18 protein-coding genes and 1 pseudogene are annotated in these 16,574 nt (G+C 66.3%); 5 read left to right on the top strand and 14 right to left on the bottom strand.

From position 1 onward, the window contains the following. Position 1: 1 nt before the first annotated feature. The 11 genes from xerC to ACBJ32_RS37690 form a co-directional block, all read right to left on the bottom strand. Positions 2 to 1,192 carry a tyrosine recombinase XerC gene (gene xerC / locus ACBJ32_RS37740; RefSeq protein WP_375130816.1) on the bottom strand — a complete coding sequence of 397 codons (1,191 nt, stop codon included), beginning with the start codon at positions 1,190 to 1,192 and terminating at the stop codon, positions 2 to 4. Then, positions 1,192 to 1,413 (bottom strand): helix-turn-helix domain-containing protein, encoded by a 222-nt coding sequence (locus ACBJ32_RS37735; RefSeq protein ID WP_168021980.1) that lies wholly within the window; start codon positions 1,411 to 1,413, stop codon positions 1,192 to 1,194. The genes xerC and ACBJ32_RS37735 overlap by 1 nt, the downstream gene beginning before the upstream one ends. After that, complete coding sequence (locus tag ACBJ32_RS37730) at positions 1,410 to 2,564, bottom strand: AAA family ATPase (protein WP_375130814.1); 1,155 nt, start codon at positions 2,562 to 2,564, stop codon at positions 1,410 to 1,412. The genes ACBJ32_RS37735 and ACBJ32_RS37730 overlap by 4 nt, the downstream gene beginning before the upstream one ends. Then, positions 2,561 to 3,457: a bifunctional DNA primase/polymerase gene (locus tag ACBJ32_RS37725; RefSeq protein ID WP_375130813.1), complete on the bottom strand. Its 897-nt coding sequence runs from the start codon at positions 3,455 to 3,457 to the stop codon at positions 2,561 to 2,563. The genes ACBJ32_RS37730 and ACBJ32_RS37725 overlap by 4 nt, the downstream gene beginning before the upstream one ends. Before the next feature lie 11 nt (positions 3,458 to 3,468). Beyond that, complete coding sequence (locus ACBJ32_RS37720; protein ID WP_375130812.1) at positions 3,469 to 3,720, bottom strand: hypothetical protein; 252 nt, start codon at positions 3,718 to 3,720, stop codon at positions 3,469 to 3,471. A 142-nt stretch (positions 3,721 to 3,862) separates the two neighbouring features. After that, the gene (locus ACBJ32_RS37715) at positions 3,863 to 6,052 is read right to left on the bottom strand and encodes a cell division protein FtsK (RefSeq protein ID WP_375130811.1); all 2,190 of its coding nucleotides are present in this window, start codon (positions 6,050 to 6,052) and stop codon (positions 3,863 to 3,865) included. A 217-nt stretch (positions 6,053 to 6,269) separates the two neighbouring features. Continuing rightward, on the bottom strand, positions 6,270 to 7,268 hold the full coding sequence (locus ACBJ32_RS37710) for a DUF2637 domain-containing protein (protein ID WP_375130810.1): 999 nt from the start codon (positions 7,266 to 7,268) through the stop codon (positions 6,270 to 6,272). Between the two features lie 35 nt (positions 7,269 to 7,303). After that, complete coding sequence (locus ACBJ32_RS37705) at positions 7,304 to 7,528, bottom strand: hypothetical protein (protein WP_375130809.1); 225 nt, start codon at positions 7,526 to 7,528, stop codon at positions 7,304 to 7,306. A 2-nt stretch (positions 7,529 to 7,530) separates the two neighbouring features. Beyond that, positions 7,531 to 7,695: a hypothetical protein gene (locus tag ACBJ32_RS37700; RefSeq protein WP_375130808.1), complete on the bottom strand. Its 165-nt coding sequence runs from the start codon at positions 7,693 to 7,695 to the stop codon at positions 7,531 to 7,533. 175 nt (positions 7,696 to 7,870) lie between these two features. Further along, entirely contained in the window at positions 7,871 to 8,188 is a 318-nt protein-coding gene (locus ACBJ32_RS37695; protein ID WP_375130807.1) for a WhiB family transcriptional regulator, read from the bottom strand. Then, complete coding sequence (locus ACBJ32_RS37690; protein WP_375130806.1) at positions 8,185 to 8,376, bottom strand: hypothetical protein; 192 nt, start codon at positions 8,374 to 8,376, stop codon at positions 8,185 to 8,187. Before ACBJ32_RS37690 ends, ACBJ32_RS37695 begins: the two co-directional genes overlap by 4 nt. A 200-nt stretch (positions 8,377 to 8,576) precedes the next feature. On the opposite strand from ACBJ32_RS37690, the gene ACBJ32_RS37685 reads away from it, so the two are divergent. Next, on the top strand, positions 8,577 to 9,389 hold the full coding sequence (locus ACBJ32_RS37685) for a GntR family transcriptional regulator (protein ID WP_375130805.1): 813 nt from the start codon (positions 8,577 to 8,579) through the stop codon (positions 9,387 to 9,389). After that, positions 9,382 to 9,945, top strand: coding sequence for a GNAT family N-acetyltransferase (locus tag ACBJ32_RS37680; protein WP_375130804.1), 564 nt, complete (start codon positions 9,382 to 9,384; stop codon positions 9,943 to 9,945). The genes ACBJ32_RS37685 and ACBJ32_RS37680 overlap by 8 nt, the downstream gene beginning before the upstream one ends. 16 nt (positions 9,946 to 9,961) lie before the next feature. Here ACBJ32_RS37680 and ACBJ32_RS37675 read toward each other — a convergent pair whose 3' ends face one another. After that, entirely contained in the window at positions 9,962 to 10,189 is a 228-nt protein-coding gene (locus ACBJ32_RS37675) for a hypothetical protein (RefSeq protein ID WP_375130803.1), read from the bottom strand. A 92-nt stretch (positions 10,190 to 10,281) separates the two neighbouring features. Then, a complete protein-coding gene (locus ACBJ32_RS37670) occupies positions 10,282 to 10,533 on the bottom strand; it encodes a hypothetical protein (protein WP_375130802.1) in 252 nt (83 codons plus the stop codon). 101 nt (positions 10,534 to 10,634) lie between these two features. Here ACBJ32_RS37670 and ACBJ32_RS37665 point away from each other — a divergent pair, with 101 nt between their 5' ends. From ACBJ32_RS37665 to ACBJ32_RS37655, 3 genes are all read left to right on the top strand, one after another. Next, a complete protein-coding gene (locus ACBJ32_RS37665; protein ID WP_375130801.1) occupies positions 10,635 to 11,858 on the top strand; it encodes a multiprotein-bridging factor 1 family protein in 1,224 nt (407 codons plus the stop codon). 588 nt (positions 11,859 to 12,446) lie between these two features. Further along, positions 12,447 to 13,889, top strand: coding sequence for a hypothetical protein (locus ACBJ32_RS37660; protein ID WP_375130800.1), 1,443 nt, complete (start codon positions 12,447 to 12,449; stop codon positions 13,887 to 13,889). A gap of 860 nt (positions 13,890 to 14,749) precedes the next feature. Beyond that, entirely contained in the window at positions 14,750 to 15,064 is a 315-nt protein-coding gene (locus ACBJ32_RS37655) for a hypothetical protein (protein ID WP_375130799.1), read from the top strand. Positions 15,065 to 15,144: 80 nt separating this feature from the next. Here the strand turns inward: ACBJ32_RS37655 and ACBJ32_RS37650 are convergent. Next, positions 15,145 to 16,469: pseudogene (locus ACBJ32_RS37650) on the bottom strand (IS701 family transposase). Positions 16,470 to 16,574 lie beyond the last annotated feature (105 nt).

The raw sequence follows: 16,574 nt of genomic DNA, 5'->3' as shown, positions 1-16,574 counted from the left end.
GCTAGTCCTGGTCACCGAAGATCGCATCCATGGCCGCAGCTCCTTCGAGGAGAACAGGGCGAAGCTGAAAGCGGTATACCGTCTCCGTTACCACAGTGTTGGCGTGTCCAACTAGCCGGGAGATGTCTTCGATTGGCACCCCAGAGTCTGATAGAAGCGATACGAAGCTATGCCGCAGTTCGCGGGGCGTCCATTCTCTGTCACTTAGACCAGCGATGCTGAGCACCCTGCGAAAGTCGCGTCGAACGTTCGTCGCGGTGACTGCTGTGCCAGTCTTTGTGCGAAAGACCAAGCCTCCGACGGCCGGTGAATTGTGTGCATCGGCGCGGACTTCGTCTTGAGCCTCTTTGAGCAGGCGAAGAGCCTTGACTGCGCGGGCTGGCAGTTTGAGTGTGCGCCGTGACTTGATGGTCTTCGTATCGCCCTTCTTGCGTACGGATCGCCAGACGTAGACAGCGAACTCCTTGTGATCCCACCCAATCTCTTCGACCGACAGCCACGCGCTGCGCTCCTGATCGAACGCCACGACGTGTGGCCACGTCAACGCGCGTACCTCTTCTGTGCGTGCCCCCGTCAGCAAGGACACAATGATGTAGGCGCGGATGCGATGTTCTGCCTGATCAGCGGCTGCCATGACGGCTTCTGCCTGTGCCAAGGTAAGCGCTCGTGATGGGCGGCCAGCGCGTCCCTCGGGGATATCGCATAGGTCAACTATGTTGCGCTTGACCTTGTCGCGCCTCATGGCATTCTTGATGGCGCGGTTGAGGATGGAATGGATGAGCTTGAGTGACCGTGTACTGAGGAGTGGGGCTTTGCTGGCAAGCCACTTGTCGACATCCTCGACCGAGAGGTCTCGCAGTTTGCGAGCGCCAAGGGCCGGAATGACATGCAGCCGTGCGAAGTCTGTGTATAGCCGAATGGTTTTGGCGTCTCGACCCTTGACCCCATGCTCCAGCCAATACTTAAGCGCATCGCTTACGGTGTAGTCCGCCGGTGCGATGGCCAGGCCGTCTTCGTAGTCGCGGAGGACTTCTTTGAGCTTGTTCTTGGCCTCGGTCTTGGTCTTGCCGCTGCCCCGCTTCACGATGCGCTTGCCGCTGGGGTCGTAGCCGAGGCTGGCGGTGGCGATCCAGCGTTGGCGCTTGTCGTCCCAGTGGAGGCCGCCGTCTCCTCTGCTGCGTCGCTTGGTCATTAGGCTGCTTCCTCTGCTTCCTTCTCTAGGAGGGCGATGTAGGCGCGGATGGCGTTGGCGGTGATGAGGCGGGCGCGGCCTTGCTTGACGGAGCGCAGGCGGCCGGTGCGGATCTGGTCGTAGATGACGGTGCGGCTCATGCGGAGCAGGCGCATGGCGTCGGTGACGCGGTAGAGCTGGGTGTCGGCGAGCCGGACGCTGTCCGGCGTTGAGGTGGTCACTCGTGGTTCTCCTCGTCGGCGGGGACAGCGGGGACAGGCAGCCGGGCCGGTTGTCCCTCGTGGGTGTGGGTGTGGGTGTGGGTGTTGGTGCTGGTCGTGGCGTGGTTGGGGACGGTAGGGACGCCGGGGACGCCGGGGACGCCTGCCGGGGACTCTGTTCCGGGGAGGCGGTAGTGGCCGGTGGCGTTGACGCAGAGCTGGCCGTCGGCGTTCATGCGTTGGCAGGTCTTGCGGACGTTCTCGTGGGACAGGCCGGTGGCGTCGGCGATGGCCTTGGGTGTGCTGTTTGGGTTGGCGCGGACGTGGCGGGCGATGGCGGCGCGGGTGTCGGACAGGGTGTGGTCTTCGGGTGGGCCGTCCAGGAGGTGCCAGAGGCCGGCGGCGGGTTGGAAGGCCATGGCGTATTCGGCTTCTTCGACGTCGCGGCCGGTGACGTGCAGGACGCCGTCAGCGGTGCCTCGGGCGCGTTTGAGGACGAGGGTGGCGTCTGCGGCTCCGGCCAGGCCGTTGGTGCCGGAGACTTCGCTCAGGAAGTCTTCTGAGGCCATCTTGCGGACGTGGTGGATCAGGACGACGGCGACGCCGTAGGTGTCGGCCAGGCGCTTGGCGCGGCTCATTGCGGCGTAGTCGGCGTCGTAGGCGGACAGGCCGGGTGGTGTGGTGCCTCGGATCTTGGCGAAGACGTCGATGACGACGAGGCGGGCGTTGGTGTTGCGGTCGAGCCAGCGGGCGATGGCCTCTTCGCCGCCTGCGGGCAGGGTCGGGCAGGTGGTGGCGAGGGTGAGGTCGCGCGGGGCGGGCTGGCCGCCGAGGATCTTGCCCATGCGGTTCTGCAGGCGGCGGGCGGTGTCTTCCAGGGCGAGGTAGAGGACGGGGCCGGGCTCCAGCTCGATGGCTTCCAGGGCCTTGGCGCCGCTGGCGACGGCGATACCGAGGCCCAGGCTGAGCCAGGACTTGCCGACCTTGGGCGGGCCTGCGAGGAGGCTGAGTCCTTCGGCGATGATGCCGGGGACGGCCCAGCGGGGCTCCGGGAAGGTCATGGCCATCAGTTCGTCGGCGGTCCAGGAGGTGCGGAACGGCACGGGCTGGCCTGGCGCTTGGACGGCATCACCGTTGACCAGGCGAAGGTGGGTGCTGCGGTCGTTGGTCATGCGGCCACCGTTCGAGGCCGGCGGGCTCCGGCGCGCAGGCCGGAGGCGATGGTGCGCTGGGCCTCGCGGTAGGGCTGGCCGATCTGCGTGGCTGCCTCCATGAGCCACGTAGTGACGGCGGCGGCGTGTAGCTCGCCTCCGGCGACGAGCTGGCCGAGCGCGACGGACGCGAGGTAGAGCGCGTTGTTGTGGCCGTGGGGTGGTGAGCTGGCCACCCGTTGCAGCTCACCGAGGACGGCGGCGCGGATGTACGCGCCGTGGCGGTCGGATGCGAGGGGCACGGTGATGGGCTTCTGTGGTGGCAGTGGGGCCGGGCGTAGTCGCTCCACTAGCCAGGCCGGGAGCGGTGCCGGTGGGATCGGGTGAAGGACCTCGTAGGGGCCGCTGCCGTGTTCGTCGGTGACGTGGCTGCCGGGGCCGACGACGTAGCCGCCGTTCGCGCGGGTGTCGATCAGCCAGCCGAGGCCGCCGTTGCCGCCTTGGGTGTTCGTCAGGGTGACTCCGTTCGGTGCGGTGAAGTACAGGTGCAGGCCGCCGCGTCGGGTGCGGACCTGGAAGGTCTCCAGCGGAAGTGGTTGTCCGGCCTGGTCGCAGAGGGCGGCGAGGACGTCTGCGCCGTCTCGGATGCCGGGGCGGTTCCACTGCGGTGGTGGTTGCTCGTAGGGCTTGGGCTGGTCGAGGTCGATGACGACGAGGCCGGATGGGCCGGTGGCGATGCCGAGGTTGTACGGGCGCTGCCAGATGCGGCGGATGGTGGCCGGGTCATTGGTGGTGCGGTGTTGCCAGTTGGTGAAGCCGCGGGGCGGGGTCTTGCCGTTCGGGGCGAGCGGGAAGACGTGCCAGCCTCGGGCGGCGGCTGCGAGGGCGTAGCGGGTCAGGTTCGTGATCGGCATGGGTGCTCCAGTCAGCGGGTGGCGTCGCGGTGCAGGGCGCGAAAGTGGTTCCAGATGTGGCGGCCGATCCGTAGGCGGAGGCCGGTGGCGCGGCAGCGGCGGCAGTCGTGGGTGCCGCGTCCGATGCGGTTGGGCTTGCGGCCCTTGCCGTGGCAGGAGCGGCAGCGGCGGAAGGGCCTGATGTAGCACTCGACGGCGTAACGGACGGTAATGAACAGGGTGGTGACGATCACTGCGCTAGCGATGAACAGGGCAGAGTCCATGGGTGGCCTCCTGGGCCGTTTTTGGGTGTCGTCAAGGGAGGGCGCTAGCGTGCTAACGCCCTGGCCAGGGCTTATTTCTGGTGCTAGCGGGGGTGCTAGCGATAGCAGGGTCAGCCGCTAGCGCTAGCACCCTCCGGCGGGGTCACTCGGTGCCAGTTCGGCGGTTACGGTCCGCTATGGCGTCGGTGAGGTCGTCCAGGCGGATGCCGCGCCTGGTCACGGCCTTGCCGTCGATGCGGCGGCCGATGCTCTGGACGGGTACGGCGTGCGGCTTGAGTGCGGTGGTGAGTTGTTCGGAGGCCCAGCCGGTGTAGAAGTCGGGGCGCAGGTCGGCCAGGCGGGTGCACAGGGTCTCGTTCCAGGCGGCCGTCTCGCCTGCGGGCCAGATCTGGGCGAGGTCGGTGAGCAGGTCGAAGGCGGGCGCGTCGGTGCGGGTCTGAGTGCCTTCCTCGGGCAGGGTGCCGGCCAGGCCGCGTAGCTGCATGGCGCGGGTCACCACGTGCTTGGCGGCGTCGGTGTCCACCATGAAGGAGCGGCGGGCGGCTGGCTTGCCCAGGCCGGACAGGATGCCCCAACCGGCCTCCTTGACCGGTTCGAAGATGGTGGCGCGGTACCCGTTCTTGTACATCGAGGTGCCGAGGATCATGTCGTTGGCGACCTGGTCGGCGACGCTCATGCAGTAGCGGGTGTTGACGTTGCGGGTGATGCCGGTCGGGAGGCTGTCCTTGTCGGGGATCTGGGTGCCGATCAGCAGGATCACGCCTAGGGCGCGGCCCAGCTTGATGACCTTCTCCAGGATCTCCCCGGCTTCCTTGCCGTACTTGCCGTGCAGGAACAGCTCCTGGATCTCGTCGATGGCGACGATCAGCGGGTGCAGGCCCGAGTCCTTGAGCGAGGCGAGTTCCGGAGTGACCTTGTTCTCCGGGGCCTTGCCGAGCTGGGCGAAGTGGGCGATGCGCTTAGAGCGGCGCTCGCACTCCTTGTAGAGCCAGCGGATCATCCCGGCGCAGCGGGCGATCGTCTCGTCGTCGAAGCCGTTGCCGTACTCCGTGGAGACCGGCTCCAGGACCTTGAAGTCGCCGACGCCCTTGAGTTCGTAGATGCGCAGTTCGGCGCGCGGGTCCAGGCTGGCCGCGAGCACGGCCAGGCGCAGGGCGAAGGTCTTGCCGGAGCCGGGCTGGCCGCCGACGAGCCAGTTGCGGAACATCAGGGCGGCGTTGACCGTGTCCATGCGGGGCGTGGTGGCGAACGGGAAGGGCTTGAAGACGTCCACCTTGCCGTCCTTGAGGAGGGGCCAGGCGGGTTGCTTCATCTGGGAGGCGGGCTCGTAGCCGACCCAGAGGGCGAGGCGGCCGGGGTGGCCGTCGCCGGGTTCGGGCCAGACCTGGTCGAGTGGGAGGCGCATGCCGGAGGCCAGCCGGCCACGGCGGGCGACCACGTCGGCGGCTTCCACGCCGAACGGAAGGTCGATGATGGCCAGGTGACCGGGGCCGTCGCGGTGGATGTCCTGCGGGAAGCTGATGGCGTGCTGGTCCTTGCTGACGGCCTGGTTGATGCCGGAGATGCCGCAGGACAGCAGCGCGCGACGGACCAGCTCGGCGGTGAGCTTGCGGTAGCGCGGTCCTTCCGAGACGCGGTCGGTGATGGGCTTGTCCGTGGGCCTACCGGCGCGGGCCAGCAGCGGCACCACCACGGCGATGGCCAGTAGGCGGCCCCACGTCGGGATGTCGGCCAGGAGGAAGACCAGCAGGGCGATCAGGGCCGTCACCGCGAGGGCGGCCAGGACCGACCAGCGCCAGCGGGACTGGCGCTGGCGCTGCTTGTCCAGCTTGAGCCAGGTCTCCGGGTCGTTGCGGTCGGCGGCGTACTGGCGCAGTGCCCAGTTGCCCTCCTCCGCCGTCGCCCAGTGCAGGAGCTTGCCCGTGGCGCGGAAGAAACCGATCGGGGCGTAGAGGGTGGCCTTGGCGGCGTACTTGGGAGAGCGGACCGCGTGGTAGCCGAGCACGTATCCGGCGTCCTTGGCGGCCCAGATCAGCATGGAGCGTGTACCGTTCCAAGACTTCAGGGTTGCGGGGACGATCGGAGCGCGGCGTCGGTCAGTGCTGGAGTGGTAGGGCACGTCGTCGTCCGGCGGGTCGACCGGCGGACCGAGGACCGTGCCCTCGATCGCGATGGTCTCGCGGTCGAAGAACTCGTCCTCGTCGCGGTCGTCCGCGCGGCGGGCGCGTCGGCGGGCCGCGTCCAGCGGGACGACCTCGCCACCGGTCTCGGGTGCGGTCGGACCGTCGTTCTCGTGGGAGTGGTCTTCGTGGTCCTGCGGGTGATGAGTCATGATGTGTGCACCTCGTGTGCGTAGCTGCGAGCGGGGTTGCGGGGCGCGGCCGGAGTCTTGGCGGATGAGGCCGCGTCCCGTACTGGCTTGTTCAGGGACGATGTGCGGTCGGACCGCGTCTCGTCCGTACGGGCGGTTGTGGTGATGTCGGCGGTCGGTCCTTGCGGTCCGACCGGTGGTGGATCGCCGGTCGAAGGGCGGGCGAAGGTGAGAGCCATCAAGCCGCCTCCTGCTCCGTGTTCTCGGCGGTCGGACCGGTCTCGGTCCGCAGGCGGGCGAGCAGTGCTCCCGCGCGGTCGGTGGAGATGGACTGGCCGGTCTGGCGGATGGCGTCGCGGAGCCGGTCCCGCGTCAGCGTGACGCCTCGGGCGTCGTGGTCGGCGGCGACCTGCCAGCCCAGCGGCATGAGGTCGTCCACCTCGGACGGGGCGATGGCAGGACGGGTGGTCTTGCGCGACTTACGGGGTGACGGCTTGCGGGCGGGTGCGGCGGTCAGGGCAGGACGCTGGGGAGCCGGAGGCGGCACGAGTCGTACCGGTTCGGTCCGGGCCGGCGCGAGTTCGCCGAGCTTGTACAGGGCGCGCTCGCGTCGGCTGGCCTTGAACTGCCACAGGCGGCCGTACCGGTCCTGAAGGTCGGTCTTGGCCAGGATCCGCTCACGCTCGCGGTTCAGGGCCTCGGGGTACGAGCGCACCTCCCAGAGCACCATCCGCCGCCACAGGGCGAACGTCGGCACCGGAGACAGCAGCCAGCGCGAGACGCGGATGCTGTCCAGGCGGCGGGACGGGTTGGCCAGGTTGGCGCGCTTGCGGACCGCGTGCGTGCCGATCTCGACGGCCACCACCCACAGACCGGGCAGGATCGCGTGGGCGACGACGGCGAACCAGTTCGGCCCGCCAGGTCCGGTGGCGTAGGCGGCGACGTTCAGGTAGACCGTGACGGCCGTGAGCGTCCAAGGGATGAACCGCAGCCAGCGCACCCGCATGTCCAGCCGGGCCAGGACGATGTCCAGCGCGGAGAACACGCCGATGCCGAGGTCCACCCCGAGGGGCAGCAGGAAGGCGAGCGGTCCGAAGGTGGGCTTGGCCGCGTCCATGACGGTGGCGAAGGAGATGACGAACCCGATCAGGCCCAGCACGCCGACAGCGGCGGCGGTGACCGAGATCAGGGTCTGCTCTCCTTCCGACAGCGGGCGCGGGCCGGGCTGGTCGTTCATGGTGCTGGCTCCGTTCGGTGAAGTGGCGGGACTGTTCATCGGTCCCACCGCCGTCCCCAGCAGCGCGGGCAGCCGGGCTTGCTGCACCAGTTGCGGGGAGAGGCGGCCCAGCCTCGGGCGACGACTTCGAGAGAGCCGCCCTGGCGGACGGTGGCGCGGGAGACCTGCCAGAGCCGGTAACGCTCCTGGCCCATGCGCACCAGCTCGATGCAGAGGCCGCCGACGAGGAAGGCGAGGGTGTAGGAGAGGACTGTGATCATGGCTAGCTCCACTTGCGGTTCTTGAACTGCTGGGCGGACTGCTTGCGACGCTTGATCGCCTCCGGGTCGGAGAAGCGATCGAGGTGCGGGTTGGCCTTGCGGGCGTTCTTCTGGAGCTGCGCCCACTGCTGGTCGGTGATGGTGTTCGGAGGCTGGTCGTGGGACATGGGCTGATCTCCGTTCAGTGGCCGGAGCGGGCGAGCATGCGGCAGACGCGGCAGCCGGGTTGGCAGCGAGCGCCGTGGATGACGCAGCGCTGGGCCGGAAGGCCGCCGCCGCAGCGGCAGCCGAACGGGCTCCGGGTCCGCTTGCCGCACTCGCAGCACTGGAAGCGGGCGGCCATCACGCCACCTCGTTCGCGCGGCGGCCGGGTAGGAAGGTGAGAAGCGGGCGTACGTCCCGCAGCTCCTCTGCGGTGTAGCCCGCCCAAACGCCCTCCTCCGGGTCGAGCGCCATGGCGTAGGACAGGCAGGCGGCGCGGGCCGGGCAGCGCGTCTGGCAGATGGCCTTGGCCGTCGCCTCCCGGGTCCAGCGCTCTTCGTCGGTCTCGATGTCGGGGCCGGTGAAGAGGACGGCCATGGTGGAGTCGCACGCAGGTTCGGCGTTGATGAGGTCGTCCAGGAGATCGGAGACCTCGTCGTTCTCGTACTCGTTGTTCACAGGTCCACCCCCAGCGCGCGGAGGGCCTGGACGAGAGCGAGGCGGATACAGGTGGGGCAGATCGGCGGCGACGGCGGCTCGACGTCCGGCGCGGACTCCTCCACGCCGTCGCACATGAGACAGAACCACTGGACGGGCTCGGCGAAGTCGTCAGGGACGATCCGCATGGTCTTGGACCCGTAGGTCATGATGAGTACACCTCTCTTGAAGGGGCGCCGGGGTGCGGGACTGGTTTGGCGACTAGGGACCGCATCCCGGCTTCTTCGTTGTTTGGCCTGGTCAACTGGGCTGATCATGCCCTGGTGCGTCTTATTTAAACAAGACGAACAAGCGTCGTCAACGACTGCTGGCATACTTGTTTGAACAAGGCGAACGAGAGGGGCTCAACATGCCCAGCCAGAGGCGGCGGGACACGCTCCGCGGGGACGTGTCGGCACGGATCGCCGAGGACCTACGACAGGCCATCCTGAGCGGCGAGTACGCCGAGGGGGACCGGCTTCCGAGCACGTCAGAACTCATGGAGCAGGAGCAGGTGTCGTCGCTGAGCGTGCGACACGCCTACCAGGCGCTGATCGGTGAGGGCCTGGTCGTGGCCGTGCCGAAGAAGGGCTTCTACGTCCGCGAGTCGCTGCGTATGACCTGGCACATGACGAAGTGGCAGGACCCGAAGCGCCTGGAGAACGTCAAGACCGACGGCTGGACGGCGGACGTCGAGGCCGCCGGGTTCTCCCACCGGCAGACCATCAGCGTCAGCATCCTGCCCGGCAGCCACCTCGTGGCTGGAACACCGATCGCGGAGCGGCTGGGCATTCCGGAGAACGAGCGTGTCGTGGTGCGTAGCCGCGTCCGGTTCATCGGGCCAGGACCGGATCAGCCGGCCAACGAGCCAGAGTCGCTGGCGGACTCCTATTACGCGTACAACCTCGTCAAGGACACGGGGATCATGGAGCCGGACAGCGTCAACACGGCTCAGGTCCTGGCCGAGCTCGGGTGTCCGATGCGCGACCACATCGACGAGCTGACCCCGCGGATCGCCTCTCGTCAGGAGACGGACCGGTTGCAACTGGCGGGGGTCATGGCGGTGCTCGAAGTCGTCCGTACGACGCTGACCACGTCAGGCAAGCCCGTGCTAGTGCTGCACCAGATCAGGCCGGGTAACGGGTCGAAGTACATCTACCAGGTGGAGTGCAGAGATGACTGACCGTCCCGTCCTGGCGGCCCGTCTCGCCGTCGAGAGCGATACCGAGCGTGTCGTCGAGCTGCGTGCCGAGTCCGAACGCTGGTTGGCCGAGCGTGGCATCCAGCAGTGGACGGCGAAGTGGGACGAGATCGGCCGGGAGAAGATCCGCCGCAACATCGCCAACCGCGAGACCTGGGTGTTCGAGGCCGGCGGCGAGGTGATCGCCACGGTCACGCTTAACACCCGGCCGGATCTGGACTTCTGGGACCCCGATACCGATGGGCCTGCCCTGTACCTGTACAAGCTGCTTGTTGCTCGGGACCAGGCGGGCCGGGGCCTGGGCGGCGACATCGTGGACTGGTCGGTGGACCAGGCCGCGCGGCAGGGGTTCCCGTGGCTGCGCCTGGATGTGTGGCGCACCAACCAGGGGCTTCAGCGCTACTACCTGGAGCACGGGTTTCAGCACGTACGCACGGTCGTGGTGGACGGGCGCGACTCAGGGGCCTGTTTTCAGCGGCGAGCCGCGCCCGTCTCCGTGCCGAACATCGTCGAAGAGGGCGTACGCGACGTTCTGTGACGTGAAGAGGTGGACTTCATGACCTGCGTTCCTTGTGCTGGTGAGCAGTCACCAGGGCGATCCACACCTGGCGAGCTTCCGGGTAGCGGCCCCGGCCGGTCTCCTCGTACCCGACGCCCTCGACGTGGCGCAGGACGAAGAACCTCCCGGCCTCACAGCACCACTCGTACTCACCACAGCACGAGGTCTCCGTCACCCGGACGCGGCGGGCGCTGGTCGGGACGTGCGGTTCCCAGACGTACATGGTGGCTTGCTTCCGGTTCACACAGCTCGGGGGCGGCGCCTGACAGCGCCGCCCAACGCGATGACTGAGCTGACGTACGAATCCGCCGGCCTTCAGTCGGCGGCGGCGATGGCCTTCTCCCTGCGCAGCCGCAGCAGGGTCACGCCGTAGATGTAGGAGGGGTCCGATGCGTAGCGGTCCAGCCGCACGAACTGCACCGCGCCCGTGGCGCCGGGCGCTAACGACTCCAGCGCCTGCCGCAGGCGCACGGAGGCCCGCTCCAGCTCGCCGGTGATGCCGCACGAGCCTCGGCCGTCGTCGTCAGAAGCCGTCCACGAGTAGAAACCCTCGGTGTCGAAGTGCACGACTACATCAGAGACATGTGCGGTACCACGCCTGTAGAGGACACTGAGAGGCGACCCCTGATGTCCGCCCCCGTGTCCGCCCGTCCCCGGAGGTGCACAGGATGACCGACATCCCCGAGGTTCCCGTCTGGGCCACCCGCCTGCTCGCCGCGCGCACCGCCCGCGACTGGTCCCAGCGCGACCTGGCCCGCGAACTGATCAGAGTCTCGGACGAGCCGCTGACCGAGGTGCCGAACCTCATCCGCCGCATCCGAGGCCACGAGACCGGCGAGCACCGCCCGGACGCCTTCTACACCCGGCTCTACTGCAAGGCGTTCGGCCTGACGGAAGACCAGCTGTTCGGCACCGTCATCAAGCCGGTCCCCACCCTCGCCCTCCCCACCCTGGCCCCCGACGCCGACCTGTACGAGCGCATCACCCGCGCCATCGAGCGCCCCTCCCGCGTCGATCTGGCGACCGTGCAATGGCTGGAACACTGCCTGGCCGAACACCGCCGCGTCGAAGACACCATCGGCAGCCGCCCCCTCCTACCCCTAATCCACGCCCAGCTCTCCACCGTGGCCGACCTCGCCCGAGGCGCCCGAGGCCCGCTCGCCGACCGGGCCGTAGCCGTGCTGGCCCAGTACGCCCAGTTCATCGCCTGGATGTGCCAGGACTCCCGCCAGCACGCCGCCGCGCTGGCCTGGTACGACCGCTCCCACGCCTGGGCCATCGAAGCCGGAGACGCCTGTCTCGCCTCCACCACCCTCAACATGCGCGCCCATCAAGCCTGGAGCCTTGGCGATGCACCCCGCTGCGTCCGCCTCGCCGAAGCCTCCCGCTGGCACGACGGCCGCACCACCTACGGCGTCCAAGGCATGGCCGCCCAGATGGCCGGCCGGGGCCATGCTCAACTGGGCGAGGCCAATCTGGCGCGCACCCGGCTCGCCGAAGCCGAAGACCTCATCCGGACCGCCGCCGAGCGCCCCGAGGACGAGCCGCCCTGGATGTACTTCTACGACGAGGGCTGGTTCCTCATGCAACGCGGCATGGCCGAGCTGGAACTCGGCGACGGCCGCCGCGCCACCGATTACCTCGAACGCGGCCTGTCCACCCTGCCTGACCACTACCGCCGCGACAGAGCCTGGTTCGGAGCCTGCCTCGCCCGCGCCCAGGCCCTCCAAGGCGACGCCGAAGCCGCCGTCGCCACGGCCCTGGATGTCGCTCCGGACGCCACGACGCTCAACGCCTACGCCGTGACCGAACTCCGCGGTGTCGCCCATGATCTGGCTTCAGCAGGCGCAGTCGGTTCTCAGACGATCAAAGACTCTTTGGCAGGGCCGTAGCCAGTGTCCCCGCCGTCCCTGCTGTCTCTTGTCTCCCTTTGAAGTGCAGAAATATTGGGAGCCAGCGGGGGACAGGTCGGAGACAGCGGCGTCGGTGCTGTCCCCGGGTACAGCTGAAACACTGGTCGCCAGCGGTCCGGCCCTGCCCCCGGGTGTTTCAGCACTCGCGCGTCGATGGCCTCTTGGTTTCGTTCTCGCCGCCCGTCAATCCCGGCGCTGTTGCGGACGTTCGGCATATATACGGTCTTTGACAGCACGATGGGGCCGGGCGCGCGAGGGCAAGCCGCATACGCCCCTCTGCGCGACAACCGCTTCACCGGAGTAGCCGACGAAGATTTCGACGTGGCGATCGGCGTCTGTGCCGCTGGTATGGAGCAGTCAAAGAGGGGGTGTTCCTGCCTAAAAGCGTTCTATGTCAGTCATGTGGCATTGCTTTGCGAGATCAAGTGATGTCGACATATCTCTTTCGATATATCCCGGCCGGTGATCCACCTGCTACGGTGATCGACCGCACATGTAGTAATGATTTGGGGCGAAGTGAGGACTTCCTTCAGTTCTTGCCTTTCGGACGCCACTTCTCAACGGGGAGTGGAGTATGCAACGGTCAAATTGATCAAGAGGATTGGTGCAGCTATGGCCGTGGATACATCAGACCCGGTTGCCATGGAGCAGTGGTTCTCGTCCGAGGGAACACCGACGCTTATTCGCCACTATTCGTTTCGACGCCATGTGCTACCGCGGGCCCTATCGTTCATGGCGGCCTGCGGGCTGACAGTTCTTGTCATTGCTCTAGGGAATAGTAGCGGGGCCATGCTTCTTATTATGCTGGTGTCGTCTGTTGCTGCATGGTTTGGTTTCCGCTTGGCGCGCCGTAGCCAACGCACTCTAGTCGCCCGTATCGCTACAGGCGCTATGCATATGATCTGGTTAACCTGGCCTGTCGCGATTCCATTGTTAGTAGCAGCTACGCGACCAGCAAGCGATCTCGGCATACTCCTGCCGAGTCACGAAGCGGACAAGTGGTACGAGCTTGTGTACGATTCGAAGTACCCCATTACTGTCGGAGACGTGTGGGCCGAGGCAGGTGTAGCAATCGGCTACCTGGTAGGGCTCTGGATTTTCGTGTCGATTTTCGCTCTAATGATTACCTGGTTCGGTGTATTTCGGTTAGTGGGGCGCGCTCTGAGAGATCTTGCTCAGCATGCGTTTGATCTCCTGCATATCCTCAGTCGCACCATGCCTGCAATGGTGTTCTTGACGCTGTTCCTATTTGTCAATGCCGATATGTGGCAGGCGAGTGAGTTGTTGACTCCGTTACGTCTCGTTGTAGCGTTAACCATCTTTGGGGGCATCGCTTTTCTCGCTACCGCAGCGCAACTGCGTGAAGAGCGGAACCAACTCATGGAGCGAGGTGCCACGGTGCCGAGCGAGGTCGAGAGTCGGTATCATGCAAGCGAAAACGTGCAGCTACCTATCCTGCCACCATTGACATGGACGCAGCGAATGAATGTCGTCATGGCGTTCGGTGCCCGACAGATCGCCCTTTCGGTGTGGGTAGGTCTTGGCGTGTTCGTGTTCCTGATGGCCCTTGGCGTGACTATAATCCCCGCTAAAACTGCAGCTCGGTGGATCGGCGCCGATTACCAGGAGCTGTCATGGTTACCCATACCGGTTGCACTTGTGCACGCCGCCGTTCTCCTTGCAGGATTCGCCGCCATGTATTTTGCGGTAATGTCTATGACGGATCCGGCATATCGAGAGACATTTTTCGCGCCAACTGCCCGAGATCTACAGGAGATCCTGCGGATTCACGCGGCTTACGCAGCTATCGTCGGCGCTTCGGAAACAGGTGCCGATGCGCGGACCATCGCACAGCGAGCGGTTACCCGCGTCCGTTCCAACTTTCGCGAAGCGCTAGACGATAGTTATCGGCGAATACGCTATCTTGGCCGGCGTTTCCCGCGGAGTGGCCGGGCCGATGGAGGTGATGCGTCCGCCGAGTCCGCAGAGGACGATGGGCCCGGCAGGTAGCATCCCGCAAGTCAGTTGCCCGGGTGTCGGTCGCGGACGCAGCCCGACCTGAAGTCCTGGCATCAGCCCAGGCACCAAACGATCGTGCAGCAGGCGTGGGGTCCCAGCTGAGCTGTCGCGACTACTGGGAGACTGACATCTATATTCGACCGCCCATGCTCAACAGCACAAGATCATACGCTGTGCCGATACCGCGCCGCTCAACACGCCGCACAGCTGAGAAGGCGCGCGAGCCCGACATGGTCATGAGTGACATTCTGCGTGACAACCACCGAAGATGATCACGAACGCTGGCGTACGCTCCCGTACTCTCAGTGCAAGTGAGAAGGATCACGCCGGTCGCCAGCATGTGTGTTCGAATTGCTTTGCAAGCAGGAAGTCAGGAGTTCGAATCTCCTAGGCTCCACTGCACGTAGAAGGCCACTTCCTATGATCGGGAAGTGGCCTTTTCGATCTTGTACAGCTGCGAAGTACAGCTACAGCGTCAACCTGCCTCGACACGCTCGCTCTGCTCCTGGGGGATCGGGAAGCCGTAGCGCTGTGAGATCTCCTTGAGGGCTTCGACGCAGGCTGACTGCACTGGCTGGTAGTCCGCGTACCGGAGCTTCACGCTCGCGTACGGCTTGTTCGGACACGGACCCCGTCTCTCAGTCATCCCGTGCCAGCCGCAGAGTCCTTTGTATCCCTCTGTGTCTAGGCTGTGGTTCTCTACGCTCGTAGGGCTTCACCCAAATCACGACATGCGCCATGACCGCTGACCTTACGAGCGCCAAGCAACAGACGGGTTGAGATTCGCTTGAGCAGATGTCCCCAATCGCTCGCGCACGAAGACGCCAGTGTGCTCTGCGATGATTTCCCGCATGTTGGAAGAGAAGCTCGACGCGCTCTCGCAGATGATGGCCGAGCACATGGACATGTCCTTCCCGCCTGGCTTCCGCGGCCTCGACATCGAGGACCAGGACATGGTGTTGCTCGACGCAGACGTCTATGGCTTCGCCGCAGGCGTCCTTGAAGGTTCGCTCAGCGCACAGCACCGTTCTGGCCTGACACGGCTGCTCTTGGCCTGCGAGAAGATCCTTCCGGTGATCGACGACCAGTATGCGACCAAGTACTACGCACATGTGCGCGACATGGCCGCATTGGCCGCCGAGATCGAGAGTCTGCGCGCCAAGTAGTCTGCGGTCACGGCACTAAGAAAGGCCATCCCCCGGAAGGAATGGCCTTCTGTGATTCATCGTGTTCTAGCGTTCTAGTATTACAACAACACTTCGTTGTTCTTGAGCCAGCGCCGCCAGTAATGGCTGCTGCGTGCGCGGGTCTGGGACATGCGTCGGCGCTCGGACCAGGCCAATGCGTGGGCGAGCGGTCGGGTGGTCAGGTAGATCAGGTGTGCCAGGAGACGACGGATCTCGGCGGGTGTGAGGCGGACCAGGCCGCTCGGGCTTTTGGGGCTTGAGCAGCGGTGACGGCCAGGAAGGCGTGGGCGAGCATGGCCAGCGTGATGTGCCGGTACCAGGCGTGATAGCGGCGTACCTGGTAGTGGTCCAGGCCGGTTTCGTTCTTGGCCGAGGCGAAGCACTCCTCGATCGCCCAGCGGGCTCCAGCGATCCGCACCAGTTCCTCAACGGGTGTGCCGACCGGGCCGTAGCACAGGTAGAAGGCGATCTCGTCAGGATCGGTGATACTGCGGCGGATCAAGATCCAGCGGGCAAAGCCGGGCTCGGCCTCCCAGTGCAGGGTCCCGGCCGCCCAGTCGTACCAGCGCGGTCCTTTAGCGCCGTCACCGGCAGAGATGCGCTTCCACGCCTGCTTCGGGATGTCAGCCAGGAGGCTGTCGGCGCGCACGTTGCCGCCCAGACCGATCCCCACCGATTGGTTACGGGGCACTGCGACCACATAACCGAGGCGGTGCTGCTCGACCATCCGGCGAAACTTCGAGTCCTGGCCGTAGGCCTCATCTGCCGTCACCCACCGGGCCGGCACCCCGGCCGCGAACGCGCGTGCCAGCATCGCCCGGGCCAGGGCTGGCTTGGTGGCGAACTCCACCGTCGCCGGGATGCCGGCGCGTGCGCACCGATCCGCATCAGCGGTCCAGGACTTGGGCAGATACAACTCCCGGTCGATCAGCGCCCGCCCGCGCGCCGTGGCGTACGCCAGGAACACCCCGAGCTGGCAGTTCTCCACCCGACCGGCCGTGCCGGAGTACTGGCGCTGCACCCCGGCCGACTGATCGCCCTTCTTCAGGAAGCCGGTCTCGTCCACCACCAGCACGCCATCGGGCCCGCCGAGATGCTCCACCACGTAAGCGCGCAGGTCATCGCGGACGGCGTCGGCGTCCCAGGTGTAGAAGTTCAGCAGCCGCTGCATGCCCTCCGGCCCGTCATCCCCGGCGGCCTCGGCCAACTGCCAGCTGTTCTTGCGCTCCACCGGCGCCAGCAATCCCAGCAGATACCCCCGCGCCCGACGGCGCGGCTCCACCCGCCCGAACCGTCCGGCCACCCGCGCGAACAGCTCATCAAACCCTGCCAGCCAGGCATGCAGGTCTTCCGCAGTCACCGACTCAGACACAGCAAAGATCATACACTAACGAAGTGTTGTTGTAATACTAGGCTCCACACGTATGAAAGCCCAGGTCAATGGCCTGGGCTTTCGATCTTCTGTAGGGCTGTTCAGGGTTCCGTGCCC

Source organism: Nonomuraea sp. GTA35 (assembly GCF_041950525.1).
In the GTDB taxonomy this organism is placed as follows: domain Bacteria; phylum Actinomycetota; class Actinomycetes; order Streptosporangiales; family Streptosporangiaceae; genus Nonomuraea.
Note: the sequence above shows the minus strand (reverse complement) of the source record. Positions and strands in the feature narration are given on the sequence as shown.